Origin of the sequence: Acinetobacter seifertii (assembly GCF_000368065.1) — a bacterium.
GTDB lineage: Bacteria > Pseudomonadota > Gammaproteobacteria > Pseudomonadales > Moraxellaceae > Acinetobacter > Acinetobacter seifertii.
Genome location: NZ_KB851200.1, coordinates 2,462,958 through 2,486,286, shown reverse-complemented (window position 1 = coordinate 2,486,286; position 23,329 = coordinate 2,462,958). Strand labels below are relative to the sequence as shown.

At 37.8% G+C, this 23,329-nt stretch carries 21 protein-coding genes, 1 rRNA gene and 1 pseudogene; 20 read left to right on the top strand and 3 right to left on the bottom strand.

The genetic code is table 11. The features are described from left to right. Positions 1 to 107 precede the first annotated feature (107 nt). From rrf to hisC, 8 genes are all read left to right on the top strand, one after another. Positions 108 to 222 (top strand): 5S ribosomal RNA (rrf, locus tag F985_RS19250). A 311-nt stretch (positions 223 to 533) separates the two neighbouring features. Next, the gene (locus F985_RS19245; protein WP_004703803.1) at positions 534 to 1,982 is read left to right on the top strand and encodes an RNA polymerase factor sigma-54; all 1,449 of its coding nucleotides are present in this window, start codon (positions 534 to 536) and stop codon (positions 1,980 to 1,982) included. Between the two features lie 168 nt (positions 1,983 to 2,150). Beyond that, a complete protein-coding gene (gene hpf / locus F985_RS19240) occupies positions 2,151 to 2,489 on the top strand; it encodes a ribosome hibernation-promoting factor, HPF/YfiA family (protein WP_004703801.1) in 339 nt (112 codons plus the stop codon). Positions 2,490 to 2,627: 138 nt separating this feature from the next. Beyond that, the gene (ibaG, locus tag F985_RS19235; RefSeq protein ID WP_004703799.1) at positions 2,628 to 2,879 is read left to right on the top strand and encodes a BolA family iron metabolism protein IbaG; all 252 of its coding nucleotides are present in this window, start codon (positions 2,628 to 2,630) and stop codon (positions 2,877 to 2,879) included. A 6-nt stretch (positions 2,880 to 2,885) separates the two neighbouring features. Continuing rightward, positions 2,886 to 4,142: a UDP-N-acetylglucosamine 1-carboxyvinyltransferase gene (gene murA / locus F985_RS19230; RefSeq protein ID WP_004703798.1), complete on the top strand. Its 1,257-nt coding sequence runs from the start codon at positions 2,886 to 2,888 to the stop codon at positions 4,140 to 4,142. After that, complete coding sequence (gene hisG, locus F985_RS19225; protein ID WP_004703796.1) at positions 4,142 to 4,825, top strand: ATP phosphoribosyltransferase; 684 nt, start codon at positions 4,142 to 4,144, stop codon at positions 4,823 to 4,825. The genes murA and hisG overlap by 1 nt, the downstream gene beginning before the upstream one ends. 105 nt (positions 4,826 to 4,930) lie before the next feature. Then, on the top strand, positions 4,931 to 6,220 hold the full coding sequence (hisD, locus tag F985_RS19220) for a histidinol dehydrogenase (RefSeq protein ID WP_019456523.1): 1,290 nt from the start codon (positions 4,931 to 4,933) through the stop codon (positions 6,218 to 6,220). A 69-nt stretch (positions 6,221 to 6,289) separates the two neighbouring features. Further along, positions 6,290 to 7,375 (top strand): histidinol-phosphate transaminase, encoded by a 1,086-nt coding sequence (hisC, locus tag F985_RS19215; protein WP_004703791.1) that lies wholly within the window; start codon positions 6,290 to 6,292, stop codon positions 7,373 to 7,375. A 3-nt stretch (positions 7,376 to 7,378) separates the two neighbouring features. On the opposite strand, the gene F985_RS19210 is transcribed toward hisC, so the two are convergent. Further along, the gene (locus tag F985_RS19210; RefSeq protein ID WP_081401339.1) at positions 7,379 to 8,725 is read right to left on the bottom strand and encodes an anthranilate synthase component I family protein; all 1,347 of its coding nucleotides are present in this window, start codon (positions 8,723 to 8,725) and stop codon (positions 7,379 to 7,381) included. Between the two features lie 353 nt (positions 8,726 to 9,078). Between F985_RS19210 and filA the strand changes: the two genes are divergently transcribed. The 6 genes and pseudogenes from filA to filF all read left to right on the top strand — a co-directional run bounded on the left by filA (position 9,079) and on the right by filF (position 17,110). Next, complete coding sequence (gene filA, locus F985_RS19205; protein WP_004703789.1) at positions 9,079 to 9,927, top strand: putative pilus system protein FilA; 849 nt, start codon at positions 9,079 to 9,081, stop codon at positions 9,925 to 9,927. A gap of 297 nt (positions 9,928 to 10,224) precedes the next feature. Next, complete coding sequence (gene filB, locus F985_RS19200; protein ID WP_025469206.1) at positions 10,225 to 11,058, top strand: putative pilus system C39 family peptidase FilB; 834 nt, start codon at positions 10,225 to 10,227, stop codon at positions 11,056 to 11,058. Positions 11,059 to 11,102: 44 nt separating this feature from the next. Then, a complete protein-coding gene (gene filC, locus F985_RS19195) occupies positions 11,103 to 12,263 on the top strand; it encodes a putative pilus system protein FilC (protein ID WP_004703787.1) in 1,161 nt (386 codons plus the stop codon). 12 nt (positions 12,264 to 12,275) lie between these two features. Then, positions 12,276 to 13,941: pseudogene (filD, locus tag F985_RS0104635) on the top strand (putative pilus system OmpP1/FadL family transporter FilD). Next, positions 13,935 to 15,155 carry a putative pilus assembly protein FilE gene (gene filE / locus F985_RS19190; RefSeq protein WP_004703784.1) on the top strand — a complete coding sequence of 407 codons (1,221 nt, stop codon included), beginning with the start codon at positions 13,935 to 13,937 and terminating at the stop codon, positions 15,153 to 15,155. Before filD ends, filE begins: the two are co-directional and overlap by 7 nt. A gap of 29 nt (positions 15,156 to 15,184) precedes the next feature. Continuing rightward, positions 15,185 to 17,110 (top strand): putative pilus system protein FilF, encoded by a 1,926-nt coding sequence (gene filF, locus F985_RS19185; RefSeq protein WP_004703783.1) that lies wholly within the window; start codon positions 15,185 to 15,187, stop codon positions 17,108 to 17,110. Between the two features lie 49 nt (positions 17,111 to 17,159). Here filF and F985_RS19180 read toward each other — a convergent pair whose 3' ends face one another. After that, positions 17,160 to 17,708, bottom strand: coding sequence for an NUDIX hydrolase (locus tag F985_RS19180; protein WP_019456691.1), 549 nt, complete (start codon positions 17,706 to 17,708; stop codon positions 17,160 to 17,162). Between the two features lie 114 nt (positions 17,709 to 17,822). On the opposite strand from F985_RS19180, the gene F985_RS19175 reads away from it, so the two are divergent. From F985_RS19175 to fghA, 6 genes are all read left to right on the top strand, one after another. Further along, positions 17,823 to 18,449, top strand: coding sequence for a CoA pyrophosphatase (locus F985_RS19175; protein WP_081400259.1), 627 nt, complete (start codon positions 17,823 to 17,825; stop codon positions 18,447 to 18,449). Positions 18,450 to 18,471: 22 nt separating this feature from the next. Beyond that, positions 18,472 to 18,999, top strand: coding sequence for a gamma carbonic anhydrase family protein (locus tag F985_RS19170; protein WP_002000137.1), 528 nt, complete (start codon positions 18,472 to 18,474; stop codon positions 18,997 to 18,999). Positions 19,000 to 19,131: 132 nt separating this feature from the next. Further along, the gene (gene tsaB, locus F985_RS19165) at positions 19,132 to 19,797 is read left to right on the top strand and encodes a tRNA (adenosine(37)-N6)-threonylcarbamoyltransferase complex dimerization subunit type 1 TsaB (protein ID WP_004703780.1); all 666 of its coding nucleotides are present in this window, start codon (positions 19,132 to 19,134) and stop codon (positions 19,795 to 19,797) included. Between the two features lie 11 nt (positions 19,798 to 19,808). Beyond that, on the top strand, positions 19,809 to 20,600 hold the full coding sequence (locus F985_RS19160; protein WP_004703779.1) for a class I SAM-dependent methyltransferase: 792 nt from the start codon (positions 19,809 to 19,811) through the stop codon (positions 20,598 to 20,600). A 136-nt stretch (positions 20,601 to 20,736) separates the two neighbouring features. Further along, positions 20,737 to 22,188 carry a C13 family peptidase gene (locus tag F985_RS19155; protein ID WP_004703777.1) on the top strand — a complete coding sequence of 484 codons (1,452 nt, stop codon included), beginning with the start codon at positions 20,737 to 20,739 and terminating at the stop codon, positions 22,186 to 22,188. Beyond that, positions 22,157 to 23,002 carry an S-formylglutathione hydrolase gene (gene fghA, locus F985_RS19150; RefSeq protein WP_004703776.1) on the top strand — a complete coding sequence of 282 codons (846 nt, stop codon included), beginning with the start codon at positions 22,157 to 22,159 and terminating at the stop codon, positions 23,000 to 23,002. The genes F985_RS19155 and fghA overlap by 32 nt, the downstream gene beginning before the upstream one ends. Here fghA and F985_RS19145 read toward each other — a convergent pair whose 3' ends face one another. Then, positions 23,003 to 23,275, bottom strand: a complete 273-nt coding sequence (locus F985_RS19145) for a DUF2218 domain-containing protein (protein ID WP_004703774.1) — start codon at positions 23,273 to 23,275, stop codon at positions 23,003 to 23,005. Positions 23,276 to 23,329 lie beyond the last annotated feature (54 nt).

The window sequence follows — 23,329 nt, the reverse complement described above, 5'->3', positions numbered from 1 at the left end:
TCCACTAGATAAAATGAACAAGTCAGATTCAATCAGCCCAATCTGTAAAGATTTGGAAAACGCTTCGGCAGCCAATAAGACCAAAGCAAGTATCCATAAACAGTTGTGCTGGCGACCATAGCAAGAGTGAACCACCTGATCCCTTCCCGAACTCAGAAGTGAAACCTCTTAGCGCTGATGGTAGTGTGGGGTTACCCATGTGAGAGTAAGTCATCGCCAGCTCATTATTCCAAACACCCCGGTCTCGAAAGAAATCGGGGTGTTGCTTTATGGATAATAAAAAATAAAGATAAAAAAACAACTCTAAAAGAACATTTGTACAGATGCTCTGCTTTAGGGGTATGCGGATATTAAAATGCAAAGTTAATTTGATTAAACAACTCATCTTTTTCGGTTGTTAAAATAGATTTTTAGAAGAATAAATTAATAATTTTCTCATAAAATTCGCAGTCAATATATAGGATAAAACTTGACTATATGCTATAAATAATAAATAGGCATGATTTTTGCTTGTTTATTGGAAAGAGAAATATATGAAATTATCTGTTGGATTGAAAGTTGCGAATTCATTATCGTTAACGCCTCAATTGCAGCAGGCAATCCGATTACTGCAGCTCTCAAGTTTAGAATTAGAGCAAGAAATTCAAATTCAATTAGATAGTAATCCATTACTTGAAAAAGTGGAAGATGAATCACTAGCCGAAAGTTTATCCACTTTAGAAAACAAAGAAAGTAATGATCTTACAACGGAGTTAAATGCAGATCATTTACCTGATGACTTACCTGTGGATACTGAGTGGGATGATATCTATACACATCAGTCGACGGCTTTAGGTACTCCTGAGTTTGAAGAGCGTGAAGATAACCGCCAAGTTCAGATGACACTAAAAGAACATATGTTGGAGCAAGTGAACTTGCTGCATTTCTCAAAAATAGATCAGTTGATTGCTTATTGTATTATCGATGCTTTAGATGATAAGGGCTTTTTAGATGCTGAATTAGAAGAAATTATTCTCGCTGTACAACATCTATTAAATGACATGGATATTGAGGAAGAAATTGAAGAAGACGAAGTCTTAGTTGTTTTAAAACATATTCAACGTCTTGATCCAGTTGGAATAGGATCTCGTAATCTTGCTGAATGTTTAAAGATCCAATTGGATTTTTTACCAAAAGGAACTGAATATTTAAAAGAAGCACAAAGTTTACTTCAGTATTATGAGTTATTAATTGCAAATGATTTAAATAAATTATTAAAACAAACAGGCCTATCGAAAGATGAATTAAAGCTTTCGGTTGACTTATTAAAAACATTAAAGCCTTATCCTGGTATGGATTTTCAAAAGCAAGAATCGGAATACCAAATCCCTGATGTCGTGGTTGCTAAAAAAGATCAACATTGGCAAGTCCAATTAAATCCAGATATCATGCCAAAATTAAGAATCAACTCTTTCTATTCGAGTATGATTCGTAGAGCTGATCAAAGCGATGATAATTTATATCTACGTAATCAAATGCTTGAAGCTAAAAATTTCATAAAAAGTATCGATGAACGGCATAAAACTTTATTAAAAGTTGCTACTTGTATTGTTGAACACCAAAAAGCATTTTTAGAGATAGGTGCTGAGGCAATGAAACCCTTGGTGCTAAGGGATGTGGCTGAAGAAGTGGAGCTTCATGAGTCTACTGTTTCACGAGTCACTACAAATAAGTACATGCTGACACCACGTGGGCTTTTTGAGTTGAAATACTTTTTTTCTAGTCATGTGGGAACAACTACGGGAGGTGAGGCTTCTTCTACTGCAATTAGAGCTATGATTAAAAAATTGGTTTCTAATGAAAACCCACGTAAGCCATTGTCTGATAATACTATTGCGGCTTTATTAAAGGATGAAGGAATAGAAGTGGCTAGAAGAACTGTAGCAAAATATCGTGAATCGTTACATATTCCATCGTCATCCGAAAGAAAAGTCTTGATCTAATTTTTGAAGTATGACTATTCTAGATGTTCATTATGACGAAATAATGAAATTTCAATTTCACCAAGAGGAGCTGCTAAAATGATTTAATTGTCCAAAGTCATCTTTTTTAGATCACATTAAATCGTTTTAGTTCTTCTTTATTAACCCAAAAAGGTGAGGGATAGAATTATGCAAATAACGATTCGTGGACATCATTTAGCAATTACACCAGCTATAGAAGAAAATATTAAAGCAAAATTTAATCAGTTAACGAAGCATCTCGATCAGGTGAATAGTCTGCAGATTAAATTAACGAAAGATCATCAGATTGATAAGCGCTCACATAAGGGCAGCTCGAATCATGTGGCAGAAGCAATAGTTCGCTTACCCGGGATTGAACTATTTGCTCAAGCAGCAGCAGATGACATGTATACATCAATTAAAAAGTTGACTGAAAAATTAAAAAAACAATTGTTAAAATATCGGAAAATGCAATGTACTTATTCACAAGTTGCTGTTTCTATTTGATAAGTTTTTAATAATTGAGAGAGGCTTGAAATATAGCCTCTTTTTTATTGATAAAATATAAACACGTACTGAATTCTTGGAAAAAGTTATAGTAAAATACTTCGTTTTACACCGTAGGTTGTGCCAGAGGTCTTTGCAATGAATAGTGAACAGCTCACTCAAATTTTAAAAGAAGCTTTTCCTGATGCGGAAGTAGCGGTGAGCGGACAGGCTGGAAAATTTGACCTCCGTATTGTGGATGATCAATTTGAAGGTAAGCGTACTGTTGCTCGTCAACAAGCAGTTTATGCACCATTAAATACTTATATTGCAAGTGGCGAAGTTCATGCCGTAACAATTCGTGCGATGACCAAAGACGAATGGCGCAAAGCAAGCCTTTTCGGAGCTTAAATATTAATGGATAAATTTTTAATTACGGGCGGTGTTAAGCTCGAAGGGGAAGTACGCATTTCTGGTGCTAAAAATGCGGCTTTACCATTACTTGCAGCAATGATTCTTGCTGATTCACCTATTACTTTAACCAATGTTCCAAATCTTAAAGATGTAAATACCTTGGTAAAATTAATTGGTGGATTAGGCGTCACAATTAGTTATGAAAATGACACAGTTAAAGCAGATACCTCTACTTTAGATAACCAGTTTGCTCCTTATGAACTGGTAAAAACCATGCGCGCATCTATTTTGGTGTTAGGACCATTATTGGCACGTTATGGAAATGCTAAAGTTTCGTTACCAGGTGGATGTGCGATTGGATCTCGACCAGTAGATCAACATTTAAAAGCCCTAGAAGCTTTGGGTGCACATATTGAAGTTGAAAATGGTTATGTCCATGCCACTGTAGATGGTCGTCTCAAAGGCGGCGAAGTGATTTTTGATATGGTCACTGTAGGGGGCACCGAAAATATTCTAATGGCGGCTGCTTTAGCGGATGGTGTAACTACAATTCGTAATGCAGCACGTGAACCTGAAATTACTGATCTTGCTCAAATGCTTGTTAAAATGGGCGCAAAAATTGAAGGTATAGATACAGATACACTTGTTGTTACTGGTGTTGAAAGTTTACATGGCTGTGAATATGCAGTTGTTGCAGACCGTATTGAAACAGGTTCGTACTTAGCTGCTGCGGCAATTACAGGTGGTCGCATTAAAACTACTCATACAGATCCATCGTTACTTGAATCTGTTTTAGATAAGTTTGAAGAAATGGGTGCGGAAGTCACTCGTGGTGATGACTGGATTGAATTGGATATGATGGGCAAGCGCCCTAAAGCGGTAAGTTTTAGAACATTACCTCATCCAGAGTTTCCAACCGACATGCAAGCGCAAATTATGGCCGTAAATGCAATTGGTCGCGGTTTTGCAACGATCTCCGAAACTATTTTTGAAAATCGGTTCATGCACGTTCCTGAATTGTCACGTATGGGTGCTAATATTCAGGTCGAAGGTCATGATGCTGTGGTGACTGGAGTTGAAAAATTGCAAGCTGCTCCTGTAATGGCAACAGACTTACGTGCTTCATTCTCTTTGGTCTTAGCGGCTTTAGTTGCTGAAGGTGATACATTAATTGATCGTATCTACCATATTGACCGTGGTTATGAGCATGTCGAAGAGAAACTTCAAGGTTTAGGTGCCCAAATTAAGCGAGTAAGTTAATGAATGACGTAAGAAACGATGATCCTAATTTTGATGTAATGGGTAATTTTGATCATGGTTTGACCTTAGCACTCAGTAAAGGGCGTATTTTAAAAGAAACTTTACCTTTACTTGCAACAGCAGGTATTAACTTGCTTGAAGACCCAGAAAAATCTCGTAAGTTGATTTTTCCTACAACACATAAGCAAGTTCGTATTTTGATTTTACGTGCGTCTGATGTGCCAACCTACGTTGAGAATGGTGCAGCTGATTTAGGTGTAGCAGGTAAAGACGTACTCATGGAACATGGTGCTCAGCATGTTTATGAGTTATTGGACTTACAGATTGCAAAATGTAAGTTAATGACTGCTGGCAAAGTTGGAATGGAACGTCCAAAAGGCCGTTTAAAAATTGCAACTAAGTACGTCAATCTAACGCGTCAATACTATGCAAGCTTAGGTGAGCAGGTAGATGTTATTAAGCTTTATGGTTCTATGGAATTAGCACCACTTGTCGGTTTGGGCGATTATATTGTTGACGTAGTTGATACTGGAAATACTTTACGAGCAAATGGACTTGAACCATTAGAAGAAATTTGTAAAGTATCCTCACGTCTTATTGTTAATAAGGCAAGCTTTAAGCGTAAGCAAAGTTTGTTAAATCCTATCATTTCCCAACTCGAACAAGCTGTTCAATCACGTTAAAAGTAATTTCCTATCATGCTTTTGCGATAGTTGTAGATATGATGCCCACAAGGGCTTAGAAAAAGAGTAAACTTGGTTTTTCTTTTTCGCCTTGTGGGTAAATTGATGCGACGTTTATCGACTCAAGATCAGAACTTCAAACAGATTTTTGCAGAGCTTTTAGCTTTTGAAACTGTTAATGATCCTAATTTAGTTCAAACAGTAGATCAAATTATTGCTGATGTTCGTCAGCATGGTGATGATCATGTTTTAAAACTTACTCAACAGTTCGATCGACATCCAGCGCATCAATTTTCCGATCTAGAATTGTCTCAACAACAACTTAAAGCTGCGTTTGATGACTTAAATCAAGAGATTCGTGAAGCCTTGCAACTTGCGGCTAATCGTATTCGTACATTTCATGAAGCCCAGAAACAAGATAGCTGGACTTATATAGATGATTTGGGGAATACACTAGGACAAAAGGTGACACCACTTGACCGAGTTGGTATTTATGTACCTGGTGGACTAGCCTCTTATCCTTCATCTGTGCTTATGAATGCAGTACCAGCTCATGTGGCCGGCGTACCTGAAATTATTATGGTGGTACCTGCACCAAATGGTGAATTAAATCCACTTGTTTTGGCTGCTGCTTATCTAGCTGGTGTGAGTCGAGTATTTACTATTGGTGGGGCGCAAGCTGTTGCAGCTCTAGCTTATGGTACTCAAACTGTTCCGCCTGTAGATAAAATTACTGGTCCGGGAAACCGATTTGTAGCAGCTGCTAAACGTGCTGTATTTGGTCAGGTCGGTATTGACATGATTGCAGGACCTTCTGAAATTTTAGTATATGCAGAAGGGGTGAATAACGCTGAGTGGTTAGCGATGGATGTCTTATCTCAAGCTGAACATGATACGGTTGCCCAAGCTATTTTTATAACTCCAGATGAAGCTTTGCTAGAAGCCGTAGAGGCAGCAATTGAAAAGCACTTAAATGACTTGCCTAAAGCTGATATTGCACGTACGTCTATTGAAAATCGTGGGGCTTTAGTTTTGGTAAAAGACCGTACAGAAGCTGTTGATTTGATTAATCAAGTTGCACCAGAGCATTTGGAGCTATGTTTAGATGATGCTGAAGCGATGAGCGAAAACATACGTCATGCAGGTGCAATCTTCATGGGACGTTATACACCTGAAGCAATTGGTGATTACTGTGCTGGTCCAAATCACGTATTGCCAACATCCGGTACAGCGCGCTTCTCGTCACCACTGGGTGTATATGACTTTCAAAAGCGCTCTAGCTTGATCATGTGCTCAAAAGAGGGCGTAAAAACGTTGGCTAAAACCGCTGATATACTTGCTGTTCAAGAAAATCTTGATGCTCATGCGCGTTCGGCTCGTTATCGTTATCAATAAGCTTTAAGCCTTTCAGCATTTTAAATGATTATTCAGGGCTGATTTTCAGCCCTTTTTTGAGATAAGACTATGACTGTATCTACAGCACAAATGCGTTTTTGGAGTCCTGAGGTTCGTGAATTAGAGCCTTATGTGCCAGGTGAGCAACCGAAAATCCAAAATTTATTAAAGTTAAATACTAATGAAAATCCGTATCCGCCATCACCAAAAGTAGTAGAAGCGGTTCAAGCTGTGCTACATGATCAAGCTGATGCACTGCGCTTATATCCAGATCCAGATGCAACTGCCTTAAAACAAGCGATTGCTACGCAACAGAATATGGATGTATCTCAAGTTTTTGTAGGTAATGGTTCTGATGAAGTGCTTGCTCATATTTTTAAAGCATTTTTCCTTCAAGATGAACCTATTTTATATCCAGATATTACTTATAGCTTTTATCCAGTTTATAGCCAATTTTTTGGAACAAAGACAAAAGAAGTTCCACTCAATGATAATTTTGAGATTGATGTTAAAGATTATGCACAACCTAATGGTGGCGTGATTATTACCAATCCTAATGCACCGACTAGTATTGCACTCAGCTTGGCAGAGATTGAACAAGTACTACACGCAAATCCAGACCGTGTGGTTGTGATTGATGAAGCTTATGTCGATTTCGGTGCTGAGTCAGCTGTAAGTTTGGTAAACCGTTATGAAAATCTTGTGGTGTGCCAAACAACTTCAAAGTCTCGTTCTTTGGCTGGTTTACGTGTCGGATTTGCGATTGCTCAATCACACTTGATTGCAGCACTTGAGGCGGTAAAAAATAGTTTTAATTCATATCCAATTGATCGCTTTGCTATTGCTGCGGCTGTGGCTTCTTTTGAAGATCAGGCTTACTTTGAAGAACATTGTCAAAAAGTTATTACGAGTCGAGAAAAGCTGGTTAGTGATTTAACTGAACTTGGCTTTAATGTTTTACCATCAAAAGCGAATTTTATTTTTGCTTCACACCCACAACATGAGGCTGGGCAACTAGCACAGAAATTACGTGCGCAGGGTATTATTGTTCGCCACTTTAATAAGCCTCGTATTAATCAGTTTTTACGTATCACGGTTGGAACTGATGAGCAAAATGCACGTTTAGTTCAAACTTTGAAGCAAGATATTCTTTAAAATTTATTCTGCTGTGCTGTTCATTAAGTTCAGCATAGCAGAGATTTTATCTAAGCTTTCTTGATATTCGGCCTCAGCTTTTGAGGCAATCGTAATACCACCACCTGCCCAAATAGAAAGCTGATTTTGATATTGTTGAAAGCTACGAATCAGAATATTCCAACGACCAGTACCATCAAAATTAAAATATCCCAAAGTACCGCAATATGCTCCTCTTGGCGCACCTTCTAACTCTTCAATAATTTGCATTGCGCGAATTTTAGGGGCACCAGTAATTGAGCCACCTGGTAAAGCACTAAGCAACATTTGCATAGGATTAATATCATTTTTAAGTATAGCCGTGACTTCACTTACCATATGATGAACTTGATTAAAACTTTCAATTTCGAATAACTTTGTCGTTTTTACCGAACCTGTATTGGCATAAATACTCAAATCATTACGTAATAAATCAACAATCATGACATTTTCTGCCTGATCCTTTTGAGAGTTTTTCAATGTTTGTTTTGAAATTAAATCTTGTTCTTTATTTTCATATCGAGGCATGGTGCCTTTGATTGGTCTAGTTTTAATTTGTTTGTCTGTACTAAATTCAATAAATAATTCAGGAGAGCAGCTTAATAACTCAAAGTTATTTAATTTTAAATAACCTGAATAAGGTGCATTGGTTAAATTCCATAATTCTTCTGCTTTATTTAATAAAGCTCCTGTGAAAGTTGTATTAAACTCTTGCGTAAGGTTAATTTGGTAGCAGTCTCCTGCTTTAATATAATCTTGTATTTTATGAAAAGCGGTAAAATATTCATTTTTAGACCAACGGGGATAAATATTTTTATCTAGTTTAAAAATATTTTTTCTTAAATGATTAGAAGAGCCATATAGTAATTCTGTAATGTAATTAAAAATTTCTGAATTATTTTTTTCATCACTAAAAAAATACCATTCATTATTTATTTTTTTTAGAAAAGAGTGGTAAGAACCTATAAATAAAGAGGGTTGTCGGTGTGATTGATTTTTAATAAATTGATGTGCAGAAAAATCATAACTAATGAATCCAATATATCCACCATTAAAACTGATATTTTTATTTTTTGATTCTTCAGTATGGAAGTGAGTGAAGTCTAAAATACTTTCAATATTAGAGGAGTTTATATACTTATTAAGGATATCTTGCTCGAATATAAAATTTTGATGACCTTGAGTAATTAGATATTTTTTTGGCAGAAAGCCAATAATAGGGTTGTTATCATCATAAAGATATACAAGTCCAGTTAAATCTTCTAATTTTTTTAAAATATCGGCAGCTGATAGAGTACTTTCTAAAGAGATTTTTTTCTTTAACTGAGACATTTTAAACATGACAAGTTTGGAAGAGGTCGCCTAGTTTACTACAACTTATAGTTCATCAGTCATCTAGGCGGTAAGAGTTTAACTTTTCGTCGATAAAATCATCTATTTTTTCGTTACAACTTAAGCATAATTGGTCTGCATATTTAAGAAAGTGTGACCCTTGTACCGTTTATCGGGTAATTGGCAAAAAATGCATTACAGTAGTTGAACAAAAATTAACGTAGCTGTAATTTAGTAATTGCTAAGCAAAACTACTCAAGGATTGGAAGTTTCGGTTGCCATAAAAGAAAAATGCAACTTGAGACAGTAAGAGTGGTTAAGTCAAAAAATAAATGCTCTTGGGAGAGTGCTCAATGAAAATGTTCACTAAACTTGCTTTAGTTTCTTCTTTAGCTATCAGTGCAAATGCAATGGCAATGCAGTCAATGGACGATGCAGCGCTTAGTGCCGCTACAGGTCAAGATGGTATTAATATCGGTATTGCTTTAGGTTCTGGTGGTATTTCTATTGATAAACTGTATTTACACGATAATGATGGTTTAGCATCATCAACCGGGATCACTGGTGCTTCAGGGACAGCAGGTTCAATCGCAATTAGTGGTGTAACGGTAACTCAAAAAGGTACAGGTAATCTTTTAGATTTAAAAATTGATACAAATGGTGCTTCAGGTTCAAATGGTGCTTTCTTAAACGTTGCAGCAACAGTAGGTGCTGTTGATGTACATGTAGGTTCAATTGGCGTGGGTACTTCTGGTACATTAAATACGACTACTGCTGTACGTGGTATTACTGAAACAGCTCCGACTGAGATTATTTCAGGCTTAGATTTATCTTTAGGTCAAATTTCTGCGAATGTTCAGTTAGGTTCTACTCCGCAAGGCGCGATGATTAAAGTGAACTCTAGCTTGCAAGGTGGTTTAACACTATCTAACTTCGGTATTAATGATGCTGCTGGTGGTGGTAAAATTGTCCTAGACAAAGTAATGGTTCGTGGGTCAGGTAATACAACTGGTGATATGAATGTAGATGCTAACATTTCTGTTGTTCCTACAGGTTTACGTATCCAAAATAACAGTACACAAGGTATGAACGTTTATGCACAAGGAATTCACCTAGGTGCACAGACTAATGCTTCAATTGGTGATTTAGAAATTCAAGGTTTAAATGTAGGAACGTCTACAATTACTATTTCTGGTCACTAATTTAAAGAGTGATAAAAAAAGCGCGTTTATACGCGCTTTTTTATTTGCCATAATAAAACTTAACTTCATTTTTTTATATTTAAATCATATTAATTTATATAATAAAAAAGAATGTAAAAAACAAATGAGAATTAATTATCAGTTTATAAATGTAAAACTATGCATTCATCAAAAAGATTAAAAAAAAGCTGTTTTTTACAGAAAAAAAAGGTATCTTCAACACACAGGGATGTAGAGCTATTGCTCTAAGAATAAAATGAATAAGGCCGGTTAGGCCACCATTTAGACCAAGTGCTTATGTTAGAGATAGTTTTAGGCTCAGCATTGATGTATTACTTTGCGACAGAAGCCTTCGAAATAGAAAAAAAGCCGCCGGGAACTGTTTATTATACAGAGACTGCCGATTCACGTAATTTATCGTTTTATCGAAATCATATCGAACCAGTTCAGATTAAACCAGCTGTGGAAGATCAGTTTCGTGGCATTGTTCGACAAGCTTATGATTATAGTTGTGGGTCTGCTGCGCTTACAACTCTATTAAATGGTTATGTAGGAACCAATTTAACTGAACAGCAAACAATGAGTGGTTTGCTACAGTATGGTGAATATCAGCGTATTATTGAGCGTCGAAGTTTCTCATTACTTGATATGAAGCGCTTTGTCACAGCGATTGGTTTAGACAGTGGGGGGTATCGTGGTGAGTTTTCTGATTTAGTTAAACTTGGCCAACCCGCAATTGTGCCTATTTCATATGCAGGCTTTAAACATTTTGTCGTATATAAAGCTTATAAAGATGGACGAGTGTATGTAGCTGATCCGGCTTTAGGGAATATCAGCTTTGACGAAAATCGTTTTAAACAAATTTGGGATAATAATACTTTATTTGTTATTTCTGTTCCTGAATCACAGCGTAAAGATTTATTGGCATTAAAAGAGTCAGATATGCGCCATGTCGAAGATGCAACAGTCAATAAATATGCTTTTGTTGATGTTCAATATCCAACATTTAACTTTGATCGTTTAGCAAATAAAGCTTCGACCATGAGGCGTGTATTGGATAGTGATAATAAATCGCCAACATATGGGCAGCCGATAGAAACCTATATGCGTCTTTATTACAAGCGTAAATAGTCAAATTTAAAGTTAGTAAAATAAATAAATTGGGTGGGAAAAACATGAATAATCGATGGATGAAGATGAGTGTGTTGGCCTTAAGTATGAGCGCCATTACAGGGACAATCTATGCCGAAGATCAAGTACAACAACCGCAAGTAGAGGGAGCACAAAGCTCTGGGTTTACTGATGCGGCAAGTTCTAGTTCTGCAACAACAGATGCTAGCATACAAACGTCGAGTGTAGCTGATGCTAATAGTGTAGCTCCTGCAGCTAATACTGATGCACATCAAGCTGCAAGTGCTTTACAGAAAAAAGAAGGTGATGCTAGCCAAGAGACTAATTTACAAGAAGTATTTACTTCAAATGAACGTCAATATTCTTTAATCAAGAAGGGCGTAATTTCTTCTTATTATGACCTTGATTATACTTATTATCGTGACAGTATATTAGACGTGGCATTAGGAGACGATAACTCTCGCATTAGTCGTTTAAGAATTAGGGAAGATGCTCAACATACTTTGACAAATAGTTTTACGGCGCAATATGGCGTTTTAGATAATTTAACACTTTCAGCAACATTACCTTTTGTTGCTAAATCTGATATTGCTAGTGATTCAACCACAGCGGGTTTAGGTGATATTTCTTTGGGAGCACGTTGGGAACCTTTCCCATTAAAGCAAGGGCGTTTACCACTCGTGCTTTTTGGTAGTGTCTCAACTAAAACAGGTGATAGTCCTTATGAGGTGGGTTTAGATGAGCTGTCAACAGGTAAAGGTTATTACTCAGTTGGAGTAGGGGCAAGTACTCGTAAATATATTGATCCTGTTGTGCTATTCGCTTCTGTTTCTGCCAATTATGGCTTTAAAGAAAGTGGTCTTAACCAAGCACGCGGTTCACGTATTTTAGAATCTTTTGATCCAGGGATTAGTGGTGGTTTTTCATTTGGTTTTGCGTACTCATTTAACTATGACGTGTCTTTGACAATGTCTTATCAGCAAAGTTTTAACTTTAATTCTGAGTTCCAATTCAATAATGGTGAATCTTATAAATCACCAGACCAAAGTAGCGCAATGATGGCTTTTGCTTTAGGCGTACGTGTTTCGCCAGATACCATTGTTAACGGTACGGTTGGCTTTGGTTTAACTGAAGATGCACCTGATGTTTCACTTGGTTTGTCGTTCCCGTTAGATATTTTAGGTTTTAATAAAAAACGAAAATAAGGAGATAAGCAGGTGAAATATCCTAAATTATGTCCTTTAACGGCGGCAATTGTTATCTCCGGTTTTTCTAGCTTTGCCAATGCTCAATTAGGACAAAACTTAGCTGTTGATATTCGTTCACTATCGATGGGGAATGCTGTAACTGCAGATCCTCCTGGTATTAGTGCAGTTCATTTTAACCCTGCGGCCCTAGCAAAAATTGATGGGCTACAAACCGATGTACAGGGGATTTTGGCTAACTTTGATATCCAGCGTGAATTTTCAGCTCCTCCTGGCTATAATATTTTTGGTTATTCAGATGACCCTCTTGTTTGTAATGATGGTCCGGAAGTTTCCGCCAATATTTGTACAGATTTCAAAGGGACCGTACATGGGGATGTCGAATACGCAAGCCTATATGTGCCGATTCTTAAAAAAATGGTTGATCTGGGGCCAGGGTATCCTCTAGTTGCCCCTACAGCTGGAATTGCCTATAAACCACCTGGTTCAAAAGTTACTTATGCAACAGCTGTATATGCACCATTGGTAGCTGGGTTTGGTGCAGAGAATGGTAACCCTGGCAACTATATGGGCCAGCAAGTTGCAGTAGAGCGAATTACTTATTTATCACCATCTTTTGGTTATCAAGTAAATGACCATTTATCACTTGGTGCTTCTGTGGGGATGTCTTACAACGCAATCGCACTAAAAAACTGATCTACGTTTTCCTAATGAGATGATTGGTGTATTGCGTATGGTTGATGAAGTGGTATGTGCGCCTTTTAAAAATAATAGTGACATGATTACGGACTTACTATTATTTGGTATGTGTAATGCTCAAGAAGGCATGAATCCATTTAATAAAATGGGCGCATTACAAGTGTCTTTAGAACAATCATTAAGCCCAAGCTATAACTTAGGTTTACTCTGGGAACCAACTGATGACTTTGGCTTTGGTATGGTTTATCAAAGTTCTGCCAAAATGCGCTTAAAAGGCAAGTACATGATTGATAATGCCAGAGCACCGCAAGAACTTATCAAGGGTCTTAACTCATCTGCTACAGGACAAATTTTAGCTGCAATTCTTGGTTTACCTAGCAATATCCCTAATATTGAGTCTGGATTAGTTGCCATGGATCTTGAATATCCGGCACATTTCCAAGCGGGGATTAAGTATAAAATATTACCTGATTTGCAAGTAAACTTTGACGTTGGATGGACGGATTATTCGGCTTGGGATAAATTTAAATTCGAATTTGATCGCCAAATTTCGTTATTAAAAGTAGCTAAGCTTTTATCTAATGACGTTACCGATAATTCATTGGCACTACCATTGAAATTTACTTCGCCGTGGAGCTGGGGAATTGGTCTTGAATACTCAGCAACCGATCGTTTGAAATTGCGAGCTGGTTATGAGCCTCGAGCTAGTTCGATACCTGATGATAAACGTAATACTATGGTTCCAATCAATAATGCGCAATTATTCGGTCTTGGTTTAGGTTATCGTTTCGATGCAGATACAGATCTAGATCTTTCAGTAGGTTTTTTACGTAGTCGTGACAATATTCCTGCCTGTTCGAGTACATTATCCAACAAGTGTGGTGTCGATAATATTTTATTAAATCCTTATTCAGGTTTAGATGTAAAAACGAATACTAAAGTTACAGTACTTGGTTTGAGCTATAGAACAAAATGGTAAAACAATATAAATCGATGTTTCGACCTAAATTTGCTATCTCGACTTTATGTATTGCGGTAGCTAGTATTTCTGTATCGTATGCAGATGGTTTCTATACAATCATTGGTCCTGATGGTCGTCCAATGATTGTACCCACTAAAAAAGTCGAACAGAAGCAATCAAATATTAGAGTGGAAGCACCGAAACAAGTTGTACAGCCGCGAGTAGGTGCTAAACCTGTTCAAGAAGCACCTAAAGAAAATATTCAAAATTCAAAAGTGCCTCAAAAGTTTGAACCACACGTTAATAAAAAATTAAATACTGCACCGACTGCACCGACTGCACCGACTGCACCGACTGCACCGACTGCACCGACTGCACCGACTGCACCGACTGCATCAGAGCGTCCTGTAACGGTTACTGAAGCTCAGAAGAATGAAGTTAAAAAGCAAAGTAGTACTGTTAAAGAACAAAGTACTCCAGTTAAAACTCCTCCATCTGTAGCAAGTACTTCACAAGCTATTTCTACTCAAAATTTATCAAATGATCCATCTAAGTTTACGACTGTTGATGGCGTAGAGTATGTAAATAATGAGTATTTAGAAGATCAAGAATTTAATCTTGAAGGAAAAAAACGCTTTTATGTGATGCCCGATGGTTTAGGGCGAACAGAGTTTATTGAACGGAAAAAGGGGGTGAGTAAATCCACTTTAGAACAATTCTTCAATAAACAATCTCAAGATGATCAAGCAGCAATTATTTTAGCGCCAACTTATATACGACTATCTAAAAAAGACCTAGAAACGACTTTTGAACAAGATAAGTGTTTTGTTCAAGGCTACAAAAAGTCAATCAAAGTCCTTGGTGATAAAAAAGACGTAAATTTATGGCCTCGAAAGCCATTAAAAGAAAAGTTTGAATATGAGTTGGTAAAATTAGATCCATCTGTACAACATTTACAGCTGATGTCTTTTGCAGCGAGTAATTCGACACCTCTCTATTATTGGCCTTTAGCTATATTTTTAGATGAAAAAGGTTGCATTTTAGAGGGAGCAAGTGGTTTTAAGAGTAAGTCTTATCCTTCTACAATATTACAACATGCATCAATTCAGGGCACTTTAAAAGTACCACCTCATGCACGTTATATGATGTTAACTCCTTTATCTTCCTCTGTAGATGTAGAGGAACATGAATTATCTAATCAGGGACAGATTCAAATTTCGGTATTACGCTAAAAATTAAGTAAGAATGGGTAGAGTATCTAATGAATAAAAAATTATTATGGCCTTTTGCATTAACCACATTAGCAATCATGTTGAATGGGTGTGGTGGCGGTAGTTCAACAATTAATGAAGATCCTACAAGTGGGTCTGGTAGTTCAAATGCAAACGGAAGTTGTGATGCATCAAATAGTGACTGCTTACAGTTTTCACTCGATTATCCGGTTGCTGGCCTTAATTTTACCTGTAGTAGTGTTGCAAATCAGAGTTTTGTCACTAAAGCATCAGGCAATAGTGTTGTGGGTACATGTAAACTTGGTGATACAGCAAACTTCTTTTTACAAGGTACTCAAACAAAAACTAAAATTGACTTGGGTTCTGTCAGCTTAGATAACATTTCAAAAATTAAGGTAGTTGTTCCACCACGTTTGAAAATTATGGATATGGCAACAGCTTTAACGGGTGTTGCACCAGTTTCATTAAGTCAAGATGATCCAACCATCGGTGTAGCCATGGCTTTGGTTAAACTTTTTCAAAGCGTTGGTTTAGAACGTGGTGATAATGTAATTGGGGATATACAGCCAACTCAAGTTACAGAAGATAAGAAAAACACATTAAATGTTGTACTTCAAAATATTACTGCTACTGAATGGAAAAGTGGTGCATACGCTGGTATTTTGAAACCTTGGTTAGATGTTAGTCAGATTGATAATAATCAAGCTTTTGCTCTAGTAACGCAATTGGCTCATTTAAGTTTAGTTGGTTTATATCAGTCGGATTACTTGACCTTAGCTCAACCAAACTTAATTTCAGAAAATTTTTATGGATGTAATTTAGCTAATTTAGCCGATTGTCCAAAAAATGCTGCTAATACGCAGCATGTTATAGGTAATTTATTCTTACTTTCAGATCGTCAAGGCTATACATTTGGTTATGGCTTACAGTGGAAAGGTACGAGCACGACTACAAATAATTCAACAGTTACAGCTGTTATGGAAGTATTAACTAAATCTAAGCCAGCTCAACTTACAGCAAATGCTCAAACCACATGGCTTGATCCATTACAAGCTGAGATTAAGTCAACACAACCATTCCATTTAAAAGCTTCAGCTAATACCAGTGAAGATTTACTGATTTATCAAGGTAAATTATTAAATGATTCATTTATTGCTGGTCGTGAAAGTTTGTATTTAGGGGCAATAAATAGTAAAACACCAAATCCTCAGCACTATGCGCTTTGGCGTCAAAGTATAGGCAATCAAAACTATAATGGTTCTCTAGATATCTATAAAGTGACTCCAGCAAGTTATCTTGCAAAAGATATCTTCAGAACTTCTAAAAATGTGAGCGCTGGGCAAACTTATATTTTCCCGTTATATGGTACTTTAAATATTAAATTTGATACCGCTGGAATTTCACCAATCGATTTAGGTATTGTGATTGATGAAAATGGTGATATTCGTACTGATATTAAACCTAATGCAACAGCAACGGATATGTCTGGTCAGTGCGGTGTGGTTTCAGATAATACTTTAATTGATAACAATGGCGTTCAACAGTACCGCATAGGAACAACAGGTGGTACTGAGTCTGCTTCAAATGATAAATCAATTACAGTAAAAATGATTTTTGCTGAACCGAAGCTAGGCAATCTCAATGGTATTTTGGCGGGGTTAAACTCGAACGTTGTTCAAGGTACTACTGCAACTGGTAGTCAAACCTTAATTGTAAGTGGGGCAAAAATTAACGTTGCTAACTTATTACAAGGACAGGTAAATGGCATTAACCTTACAACTTATGATAACAAGACAGTTTCGTGGTTAAATCCATATGCCTTCTATCAACGAGTCTATAATAATATTAAGGATGTGAGCCCTGCTCCTACAGAAGATGATAAAGCTTTAGCTCAGAGAATGAGTGGGACGATAACGATTCGGACGGCTGATTGTTATCAAATTAAGACAAAATAAGAACCTGAAAAAAAAGACCGCAAAAGCGGTCTTTTTATTATTGAATTTATTAGCCTGTATGGTCTAAACGAGTGCCTAGCGTTTCTAGGTGCGTTGGAAAAACTTGTTTTTTACGATCTTCAAAATAATGTTTGAGTGTGTGTTCGACACTCGGGAAAGCTAGCTCTCCCCATGGAATTTCATGCTCTTCAAACAGGCGACTTTCTATACTTTCTTCACCTGCACCAAAAACTCCATCTTTTAACTGCGCTTTAAAAAGTACATAAATTTGCCCAATACGAGGAATATTGTACATACAATAGAGTTGTTCTATTTCAATCTCCGCTTCTGCTTCTTCACGTGTTTCACGTGCCGCACCTTGTTCCATAGTTTCGAACAGTTCCATATAGCCAGCAGGCAATGTCCATAAACCATAACGAGGTTCGATAGCTCGACGACAGAGTAGTACTTTGTCTTCCCATAACGCTAAGGCACCGCAGATTACTTTGGGGTTTTCATAGTGAATATTGCCACAATGAGTACAAACACGGCGTACTTTATGATCACCTAAAGGAATTTTTTGTTCGGTTTTATGCCCACACGCTACACAGAAACTCATAATTATCATCGAGTATAGAGATGACTCAGCATAACTGAATTTTTAGACTTACGCATCAACTCTATTCCCTAAGTTTTATTTTCAGATATGATGAAAAGAGAGACAGAATAATAGGTGAAAGGTATGGAAGAGCACTTGCTAACACAAAAGTTACAGCAAAGATTGCGCTTTTCCACCCGCATACAAGAAGCACAAGCTGCAGTACTAATTGCGATTACAAATGAAAATAATCCTAAGGTACTGCTTACACGTCGTTCAATACATATGAACAACCATGCGGGGGAGGTTTCTTTTCCGGGTGGAAAGCGTGACCCCAGTGATACCAGTAATATTGTTGTAGCGCTAAGAGAAGCTCAAGAAGAGACAGCTTTAAACCCGTTTGATGTACAGTTGTTAGGTGATTTGCCAATGCAGCGCGCAAGAAGTGGTTTGTCTGTAAAGCCAATTGTTGGGCTTATTCCACCAGAGGTTCACTTAATACCTCAGCCTACTGAAATTGATCGAATTTTCTTTGTGCCATTACAGCAACTTATAGAGACGCGTCCGACACCCTATGAAGTTCGATATGCCCATCAGTCTTTGTATTTTCCAAGCTTACAGATTGATAATGAAATTATCTGGGGCTTAACTGCGCGTATGTTGGTAGCTCTATTTAAATATGGTTTAGGCTATCAAAAGGAATGGCCATTTTTACTCAACTCACCAACGTTTGGAATGCCAAAATTTTCTCATAAAAAATAAAGATCAGGATTGATAAATTATGATGTATAGCTATCAAGGACAGCACCCAAAAGCATTACATGAACCATGGGATGGCTGGGTTGCTCCAACAGCAACGCTCATTGGACAAGTGGAATTAGGTCGTCAGGTCAGTATTTGGTTTGGTGCGGTAGTACGTGCTGATAACTGTGTTGTTCGGATTGGTAATTTTTCTAATATTCAAGAAAACTCGGTATTACATACCGATGCAGGTCTTGAGTTGAACATTGGTGAATATGTCACAGTCGGTCATAAAGTCATGCTGCATGGTTGTACGATTGGTGATAATAGCCTGATTGGTATGAACGCTGTCATTTTAAATCGAGCTGTAATTGGTAAAAACTGTATTATTGGTGCTAATGCTTTAATTCCTGAAGGGAAGGTGATTCCAGATAATTCAGTGGTGATGGGCTCACCTGGTAAAATTGTCAAAACTCTAGATGAAGAAGGCGCTGCAAAAATACGCTTAAGTGCACTACATTATGCTGAGCACTTTAAAAGCTATACAGATTTAAAAGAATTTCACTTTTAAATTTTCAGTAAGATATTTTCAATGCCAAGCACTCGCTTGGCGTTTTTATTTAGATAGGAACAACTCGCCTATCAGGGCCGAGTGGGGTATCATAACTTCCGTTTTTAAACTAATTGAATACTAAGGTTGTGCATGAAACTGCTGGCGTTGGAAACTGCAAATGAGCAATGTTCCATTTCATTAATTGATGAAACCCAAGAACTCTTTTTCCAACTCGATACGCGAGCGAAAGCACAAACCCAGACTATTTTGCCAATGATTGAGCAGGGCTTACAGCAAACTGCACTAGAAATTGCTGGTTTAGATGCAATTGCCTTTAGCCGGGGGCCGGGTTCTTTTAGTGGTGTTCGAATTAATGCTGCTGTTGCTCAGGCTTTAGCGTGGTCACAAGATTTACCTGTGGTTCCTGTTTCTACCTTGCAAGCTCTCGCGCAAGCGGCTTATCGCCTTGAAGGCTTAGAGCAGGTGACTGCAGTACTCGATGCCCGTATGAATGAAGTTTACATTGCAAGTTTTGTTCTAAACGAACAAGGCATCATGCAGTGTATTGATGAAGAAAAATTAATGAGCTACGAGCAAGCCGCTGCTTATGCAAAGCATTGCTTAATCGGTTCAGGTGCTAAGCTTCTTCAAGCCGATGCAGAGCATCAAACTATCACTGCTACTGCACAAGACATTGCTTCGATTGCACGTGTCTATGCTGCTCAAAAACAGTGGGTTGATGCAGAACATGCTTTACCGGTTTACTTGCGTGATGATGCATGGAAAAAAATAGCGGATCAGGGTAAAGCAAAGTAAAGGCAGTACTCATGCATATATATTTTGAAGTAGATTTTCAAGAGCAAGCACAGCACTACCAAGCTGTGCTTTGTTCTAGAGGCGTGACTACCGACTTACAACCCATTGAAAAGCTCAATGCTCGTTTTTTACGTTTAAACCCGGACTTAGCACTTTGTGTAGATCAAAACGGACTTTGGTTATCTGCAAATGGCATGAAAATGCAGCCTGACTGGAAAGCGGAAATTCCGCGTTTAAAACGTGCCAGTCTTAAATCAGAAATGATTGCTCGAGCTTGTCAGCTGGGTGAAAAACCAATACTTGTAGACGCAACAGCAGGTTTAGGTCACGACAGCTTACTCATGGCGTATTTAGGTGCTCAAATTCAGCTTGTTGAACGCCATCCGATTTTATTTACTTTACTTGAAGATTCAAAAGCTCAAGCACAGCGTGATCCATTTTTAAATCAGTTTATAGATCGTATTCAACTGGTGTTTGCTGACTCTGCAAGCTATTTACAGCAATTAGATCAAGAAGCAAAAACGGTTGATGTGGTTTATTTAGACCCGATGTTTCCACAGCGTGACCAGAACCAACAAGCGATTAAAAAACAAGCCCAAGTCAAAAAGCAGATGCAGCTTTTGCATTTACTTTTACCAGAAGATGGTGAAATGGATTTAGGTGATAATTTGCTTGAGTTAGCCAAGAAAGTTGCCAAGCGTGTGATTGTGAAACGGCCACGACATGCGATTTTTTTAGCAAATCAAGAGCCAGCCCATCAGTGGCAGGGAGATGCTTGTCGTTTTGATGCTTACTTTCAGTAAGCTTATGTAAGGTTAAGTTTTATTGCTTGAATAATGCACAAATATATGTGATATAGTTCAAAAGCATGATTGCTAAAATTCTTAGCAGGCATACACTTATGGTGCCTGACAAAAACGAAATTTTTGAAACCTTTTTATGATTGATCTCAAACCTTCCATTAACTTTTGGCATGATTTTAAAAGTAACCAGCTTGCCGGAATGTGGTTATTTTTGGGGTCAAGACGTTCCTTACAGATTGTACATCCTTCTATTCTTCAACTTATTGTTTGGGGAATATTAGGTGGATGTACCAACTCACTTTATAGCTGGCTTGTTGCTGGTCAAACGGGTGATTTCAACTCGCAAGGTTTAATTGGGTACGCACTTTGGCCTTTTATCGCGCTTATTGTTGGTATTTTTCTATCACAGCGTATTAATCAGCCGCGTTTGATGTTAGTTCCAGCTTTGCTCTGGCTGGTTTTAGATACCAATATTTTATTAATTCAATGTTTAATTCAATATTTGGGTTCTAACGGTTATCTAAACTTTATTCCCGATGCCATTTATAACGGTATTCTACCAAGCCTATTTGTGGCACTTTTTGTGTGGCAAAGTTTAGCTGTCATTTGGGTTTTCTCACGTGAGTTGAAATGGCCTTGGTGGGAGCGGGCGTTGGTAATGGTTGCGACTATTGCGACCATGGTGGTCTGGCAACTTTCAGTAAAAGATCAGCCTATTTGGAAAGTAGAAGACTCCCCACCGACGTTTGCCGAAGATGCTTTTTATGCACAAAGTAAGTTACTTCATGATGCTTTAGAACAAGTCCAATATGGTGAGATAGCTAAAAGTCATTGGTATTTCTTGGGTGTTGCGGGCGATAGTTACCAAGACGTTTTTAAATCGGAAGTAGTTCGTATTAAAGAACAATTCGATACGCGTTTTGGTACAGTTGGGCGTTCAATGATGCTGGTCAATAACCCAGATACCCGAACCGAAATCCCGATTGCATCTAAAACCAGTATAGAGTTGGCTCTACGCCGTATGGGCCAACAAATGAACCGTGATAGTGATGTGCTGTTCTTATACATGACATCGCATGGTGAGCAAAACCATTTTGAAATTGAAAATGCTCCTCTAGATTTGGGACAGGTCGATCCGAAATGGTTACGTGAAACGCTCGATAAAGCTGGTATTCGTTGGCGCGTGATTGTCATTTCTGCTTGTTATTCAGGAAGTTTCATTCCCGCTTTGCAGTCACCAGATACTTTAATTATTACGGCATCTGCGGCAGACAAAACTTCTTTTGGTTGTAATAACGAAGCTGATTACACCTATTTTGGACGAGCTTTCTTTGACTTGGCGATGCGAGAGCAGTCTTCTATGAAAGATTCGTTTAATGCTGCCAAGCAAACCGTGACCAAATGGGAAGTGGCTCAAGGTGTAGACCCTTCAGAACCGCAATGGGTGATTGGTAAGAATATGGAACTTATGCTACCTCAGTTGGAAAAATATCTTTTCCCACAGCAAAGTACAGGTAGTGTAAATATTGCTCAAACACAAACAGAGGCTAAAAACGATGCAACTCCTGCAAAAAAACCGTTGCTTTGAGGGTGAGCAGCGCATTTACCAGTTTGATTCTCAATTATTAAAAGGCTCTACTAAGTTTGGTGTTTATTTACCACCAGCAGCTTTGGAAGGGAAAGCCTGTTCAACTTTGTTTTATCTCGCTGGGTTAACGTGTACTGAGGAAACCTTTGCCATTAAAGCACATGCGCAGCATATGGCAGCCCATCTTAGTCTGATATTGATTACGCCTGATACTTCACCTCGTGGCGAACAAGTCGCAGTAGGTGACAATTGGGATATAGGACAAGGTGCGGGCTTTTATATTAATGCCACACAAGCACCTTGGTCTGAACATTATCAGATGGAAAGTTATTTAATTGATGAGTTATATCCACTCATTTTGAAAAGTTTTCCAGTAAATGCTCAACAAGTTGGTATCTTTGGGCATTCTATGGGTGGCCACGGCGCATTAACTTTGGCTTTTAAATATCCTGAAAAGTTTAAGTCAGTTTCTGCTTTTGCACCGATCTGTGCACCAAGCGAATGTGCATGGGGCGAAAAAGCATTTAACCATTATTTAGGCGCAGATCGTGAGAGCTGGTTGGACCATGATGCCACAGCTTTAGTCTCAAAAAATGGTGCAGTTTTTAGCGAAATTTTGGTTGATCAGGGATTAGATGATCAATTTTATGAACAACTTCACCCTGAAAAATTTAAGCAAGCATGTTTAAAAGTAGGACAGCCTTTAACTTTAAGACAACATACTGGCTATGATCATGGTTATTACTTTATCCAGACCTTTATGGATGAGCACTTACAGTTCCATGCGATCCAATTAGAAAAGGTCGCTGGCTAATTAGTGTTGCCATTCTACCTCAAATTCTTGTTGAGCCATGCGGTTTAGATGATCAAGGACAACTTTTTCCAAGTGGTCATGGTCATCTAACTGACTATCAATAGCAACATTTAACTGCTCTGTTTGAGGTGCAAGTGTAATGGTTGCTGTAGGCATTAAGATTTTAAAGTCTTGCTCAGTTTCTTGTACTTCAAACTTATGTTTCCAATGGTTAACGAGACGTTTTGCAATGCGTTTTCCATCATTTGTTAATAGATGAGTCGTACTTTTCATTATCAATCCTCACATTGGTTTAATGTACCTTAACAAATTCGTATGGCACTTGGC

Bases quoted from the DNA above. Each gene is read 5' to 3' on its own strand.
- F985_RS19245 (WP_004703803.1), top strand. From the start codon at position 534: ATGAAATTATCTGTTGGATTGAAAGTTGCGAATTCATTATCGTTAACG.
- hpf (WP_004703801.1), top strand. From the start codon at position 2,151: ATGCAAATAACGATTCGTGGACATCATTTAGCAATTACACCAGCTATA.
- ibaG (WP_004703799.1), top strand. From the start codon at position 2,628: ATGAATAGTGAACAGCTCACTCAAATTTTAAAAGAAGCTTTTCCTGAT.
- murA (WP_004703798.1), top strand. From the start codon at position 2,886: ATGGATAAATTTTTAATTACGGGCGGTGTTAAGCTCGAAGGGGAAGTA.
- hisG (WP_004703796.1), top strand. From the start codon at position 4,142: ATGAATGACGTAAGAAACGATGATCCTAATTTTGATGTAATGGGTAAT.
- hisD (WP_019456523.1), top strand. From the start codon at position 4,931: ATGCGACGTTTATCGACTCAAGATCAGAACTTCAAACAGATTTTTGCA.
- hisC (WP_004703791.1), top strand. From the start codon at position 6,290: ATGACTGTATCTACAGCACAAATGCGTTTTTGGAGTCCTGAGGTTCGT.
- F985_RS19210 (WP_081401339.1), bottom strand. From the start codon at position 8,725: ATGTCTCAGTTAAAGAAAAAAATCTCTTTAGAAAGTACTCTATCAGCT.
- filA (WP_004703789.1), top strand. From the start codon at position 9,079: ATGAAAATGTTCACTAAACTTGCTTTAGTTTCTTCTTTAGCTATCAGT.
- filB (WP_025469206.1), top strand. From the start codon at position 10,225: ATGTTAGAGATAGTTTTAGGCTCAGCATTGATGTATTACTTTGCGACA.
- filC (WP_004703787.1), top strand. From the start codon at position 11,103: ATGAATAATCGATGGATGAAGATGAGTGTGTTGGCCTTAAGTATGAGC.
- filE (WP_004703784.1), top strand. From the start codon at position 13,935: ATGGTAAAACAATATAAATCGATGTTTCGACCTAAATTTGCTATCTCG.
- filF (WP_004703783.1), top strand. From the start codon at position 15,185: ATGAATAAAAAATTATTATGGCCTTTTGCATTAACCACATTAGCAATC.
- F985_RS19180 (WP_019456691.1), bottom strand. From the start codon at position 17,708: ATGAGTTTCTGTGTAGCGTGTGGGCATAAAACCGAACAAAAAATTCCT.
- F985_RS19170 (WP_002000137.1), top strand. From the start codon at position 18,472: ATGTATAGCTATCAAGGACAGCACCCAAAAGCATTACATGAACCATGG.
- tsaB (WP_004703780.1), top strand. From the start codon at position 19,132: ATGAAACTGCTGGCGTTGGAAACTGCAAATGAGCAATGTTCCATTTCA.
- F985_RS19160 (WP_004703779.1), top strand. From the start codon at position 19,809: ATGCATATATATTTTGAAGTAGATTTTCAAGAGCAAGCACAGCACTAC.
- F985_RS19155 (WP_004703777.1), top strand. From the start codon at position 20,737: ATGATTGATCTCAAACCTTCCATTAACTTTTGGCATGATTTTAAAAGT.
- fghA (WP_004703776.1), top strand. From the start codon at position 22,157: ATGCAACTCCTGCAAAAAAACCGTTGCTTTGAGGGTGAGCAGCGCATT.
- F985_RS19145 (WP_004703774.1), bottom strand. From the start codon at position 23,275: ATGAAAAGTACGACTCATCTATTAACAAATGATGGAAAACGCATTGCA.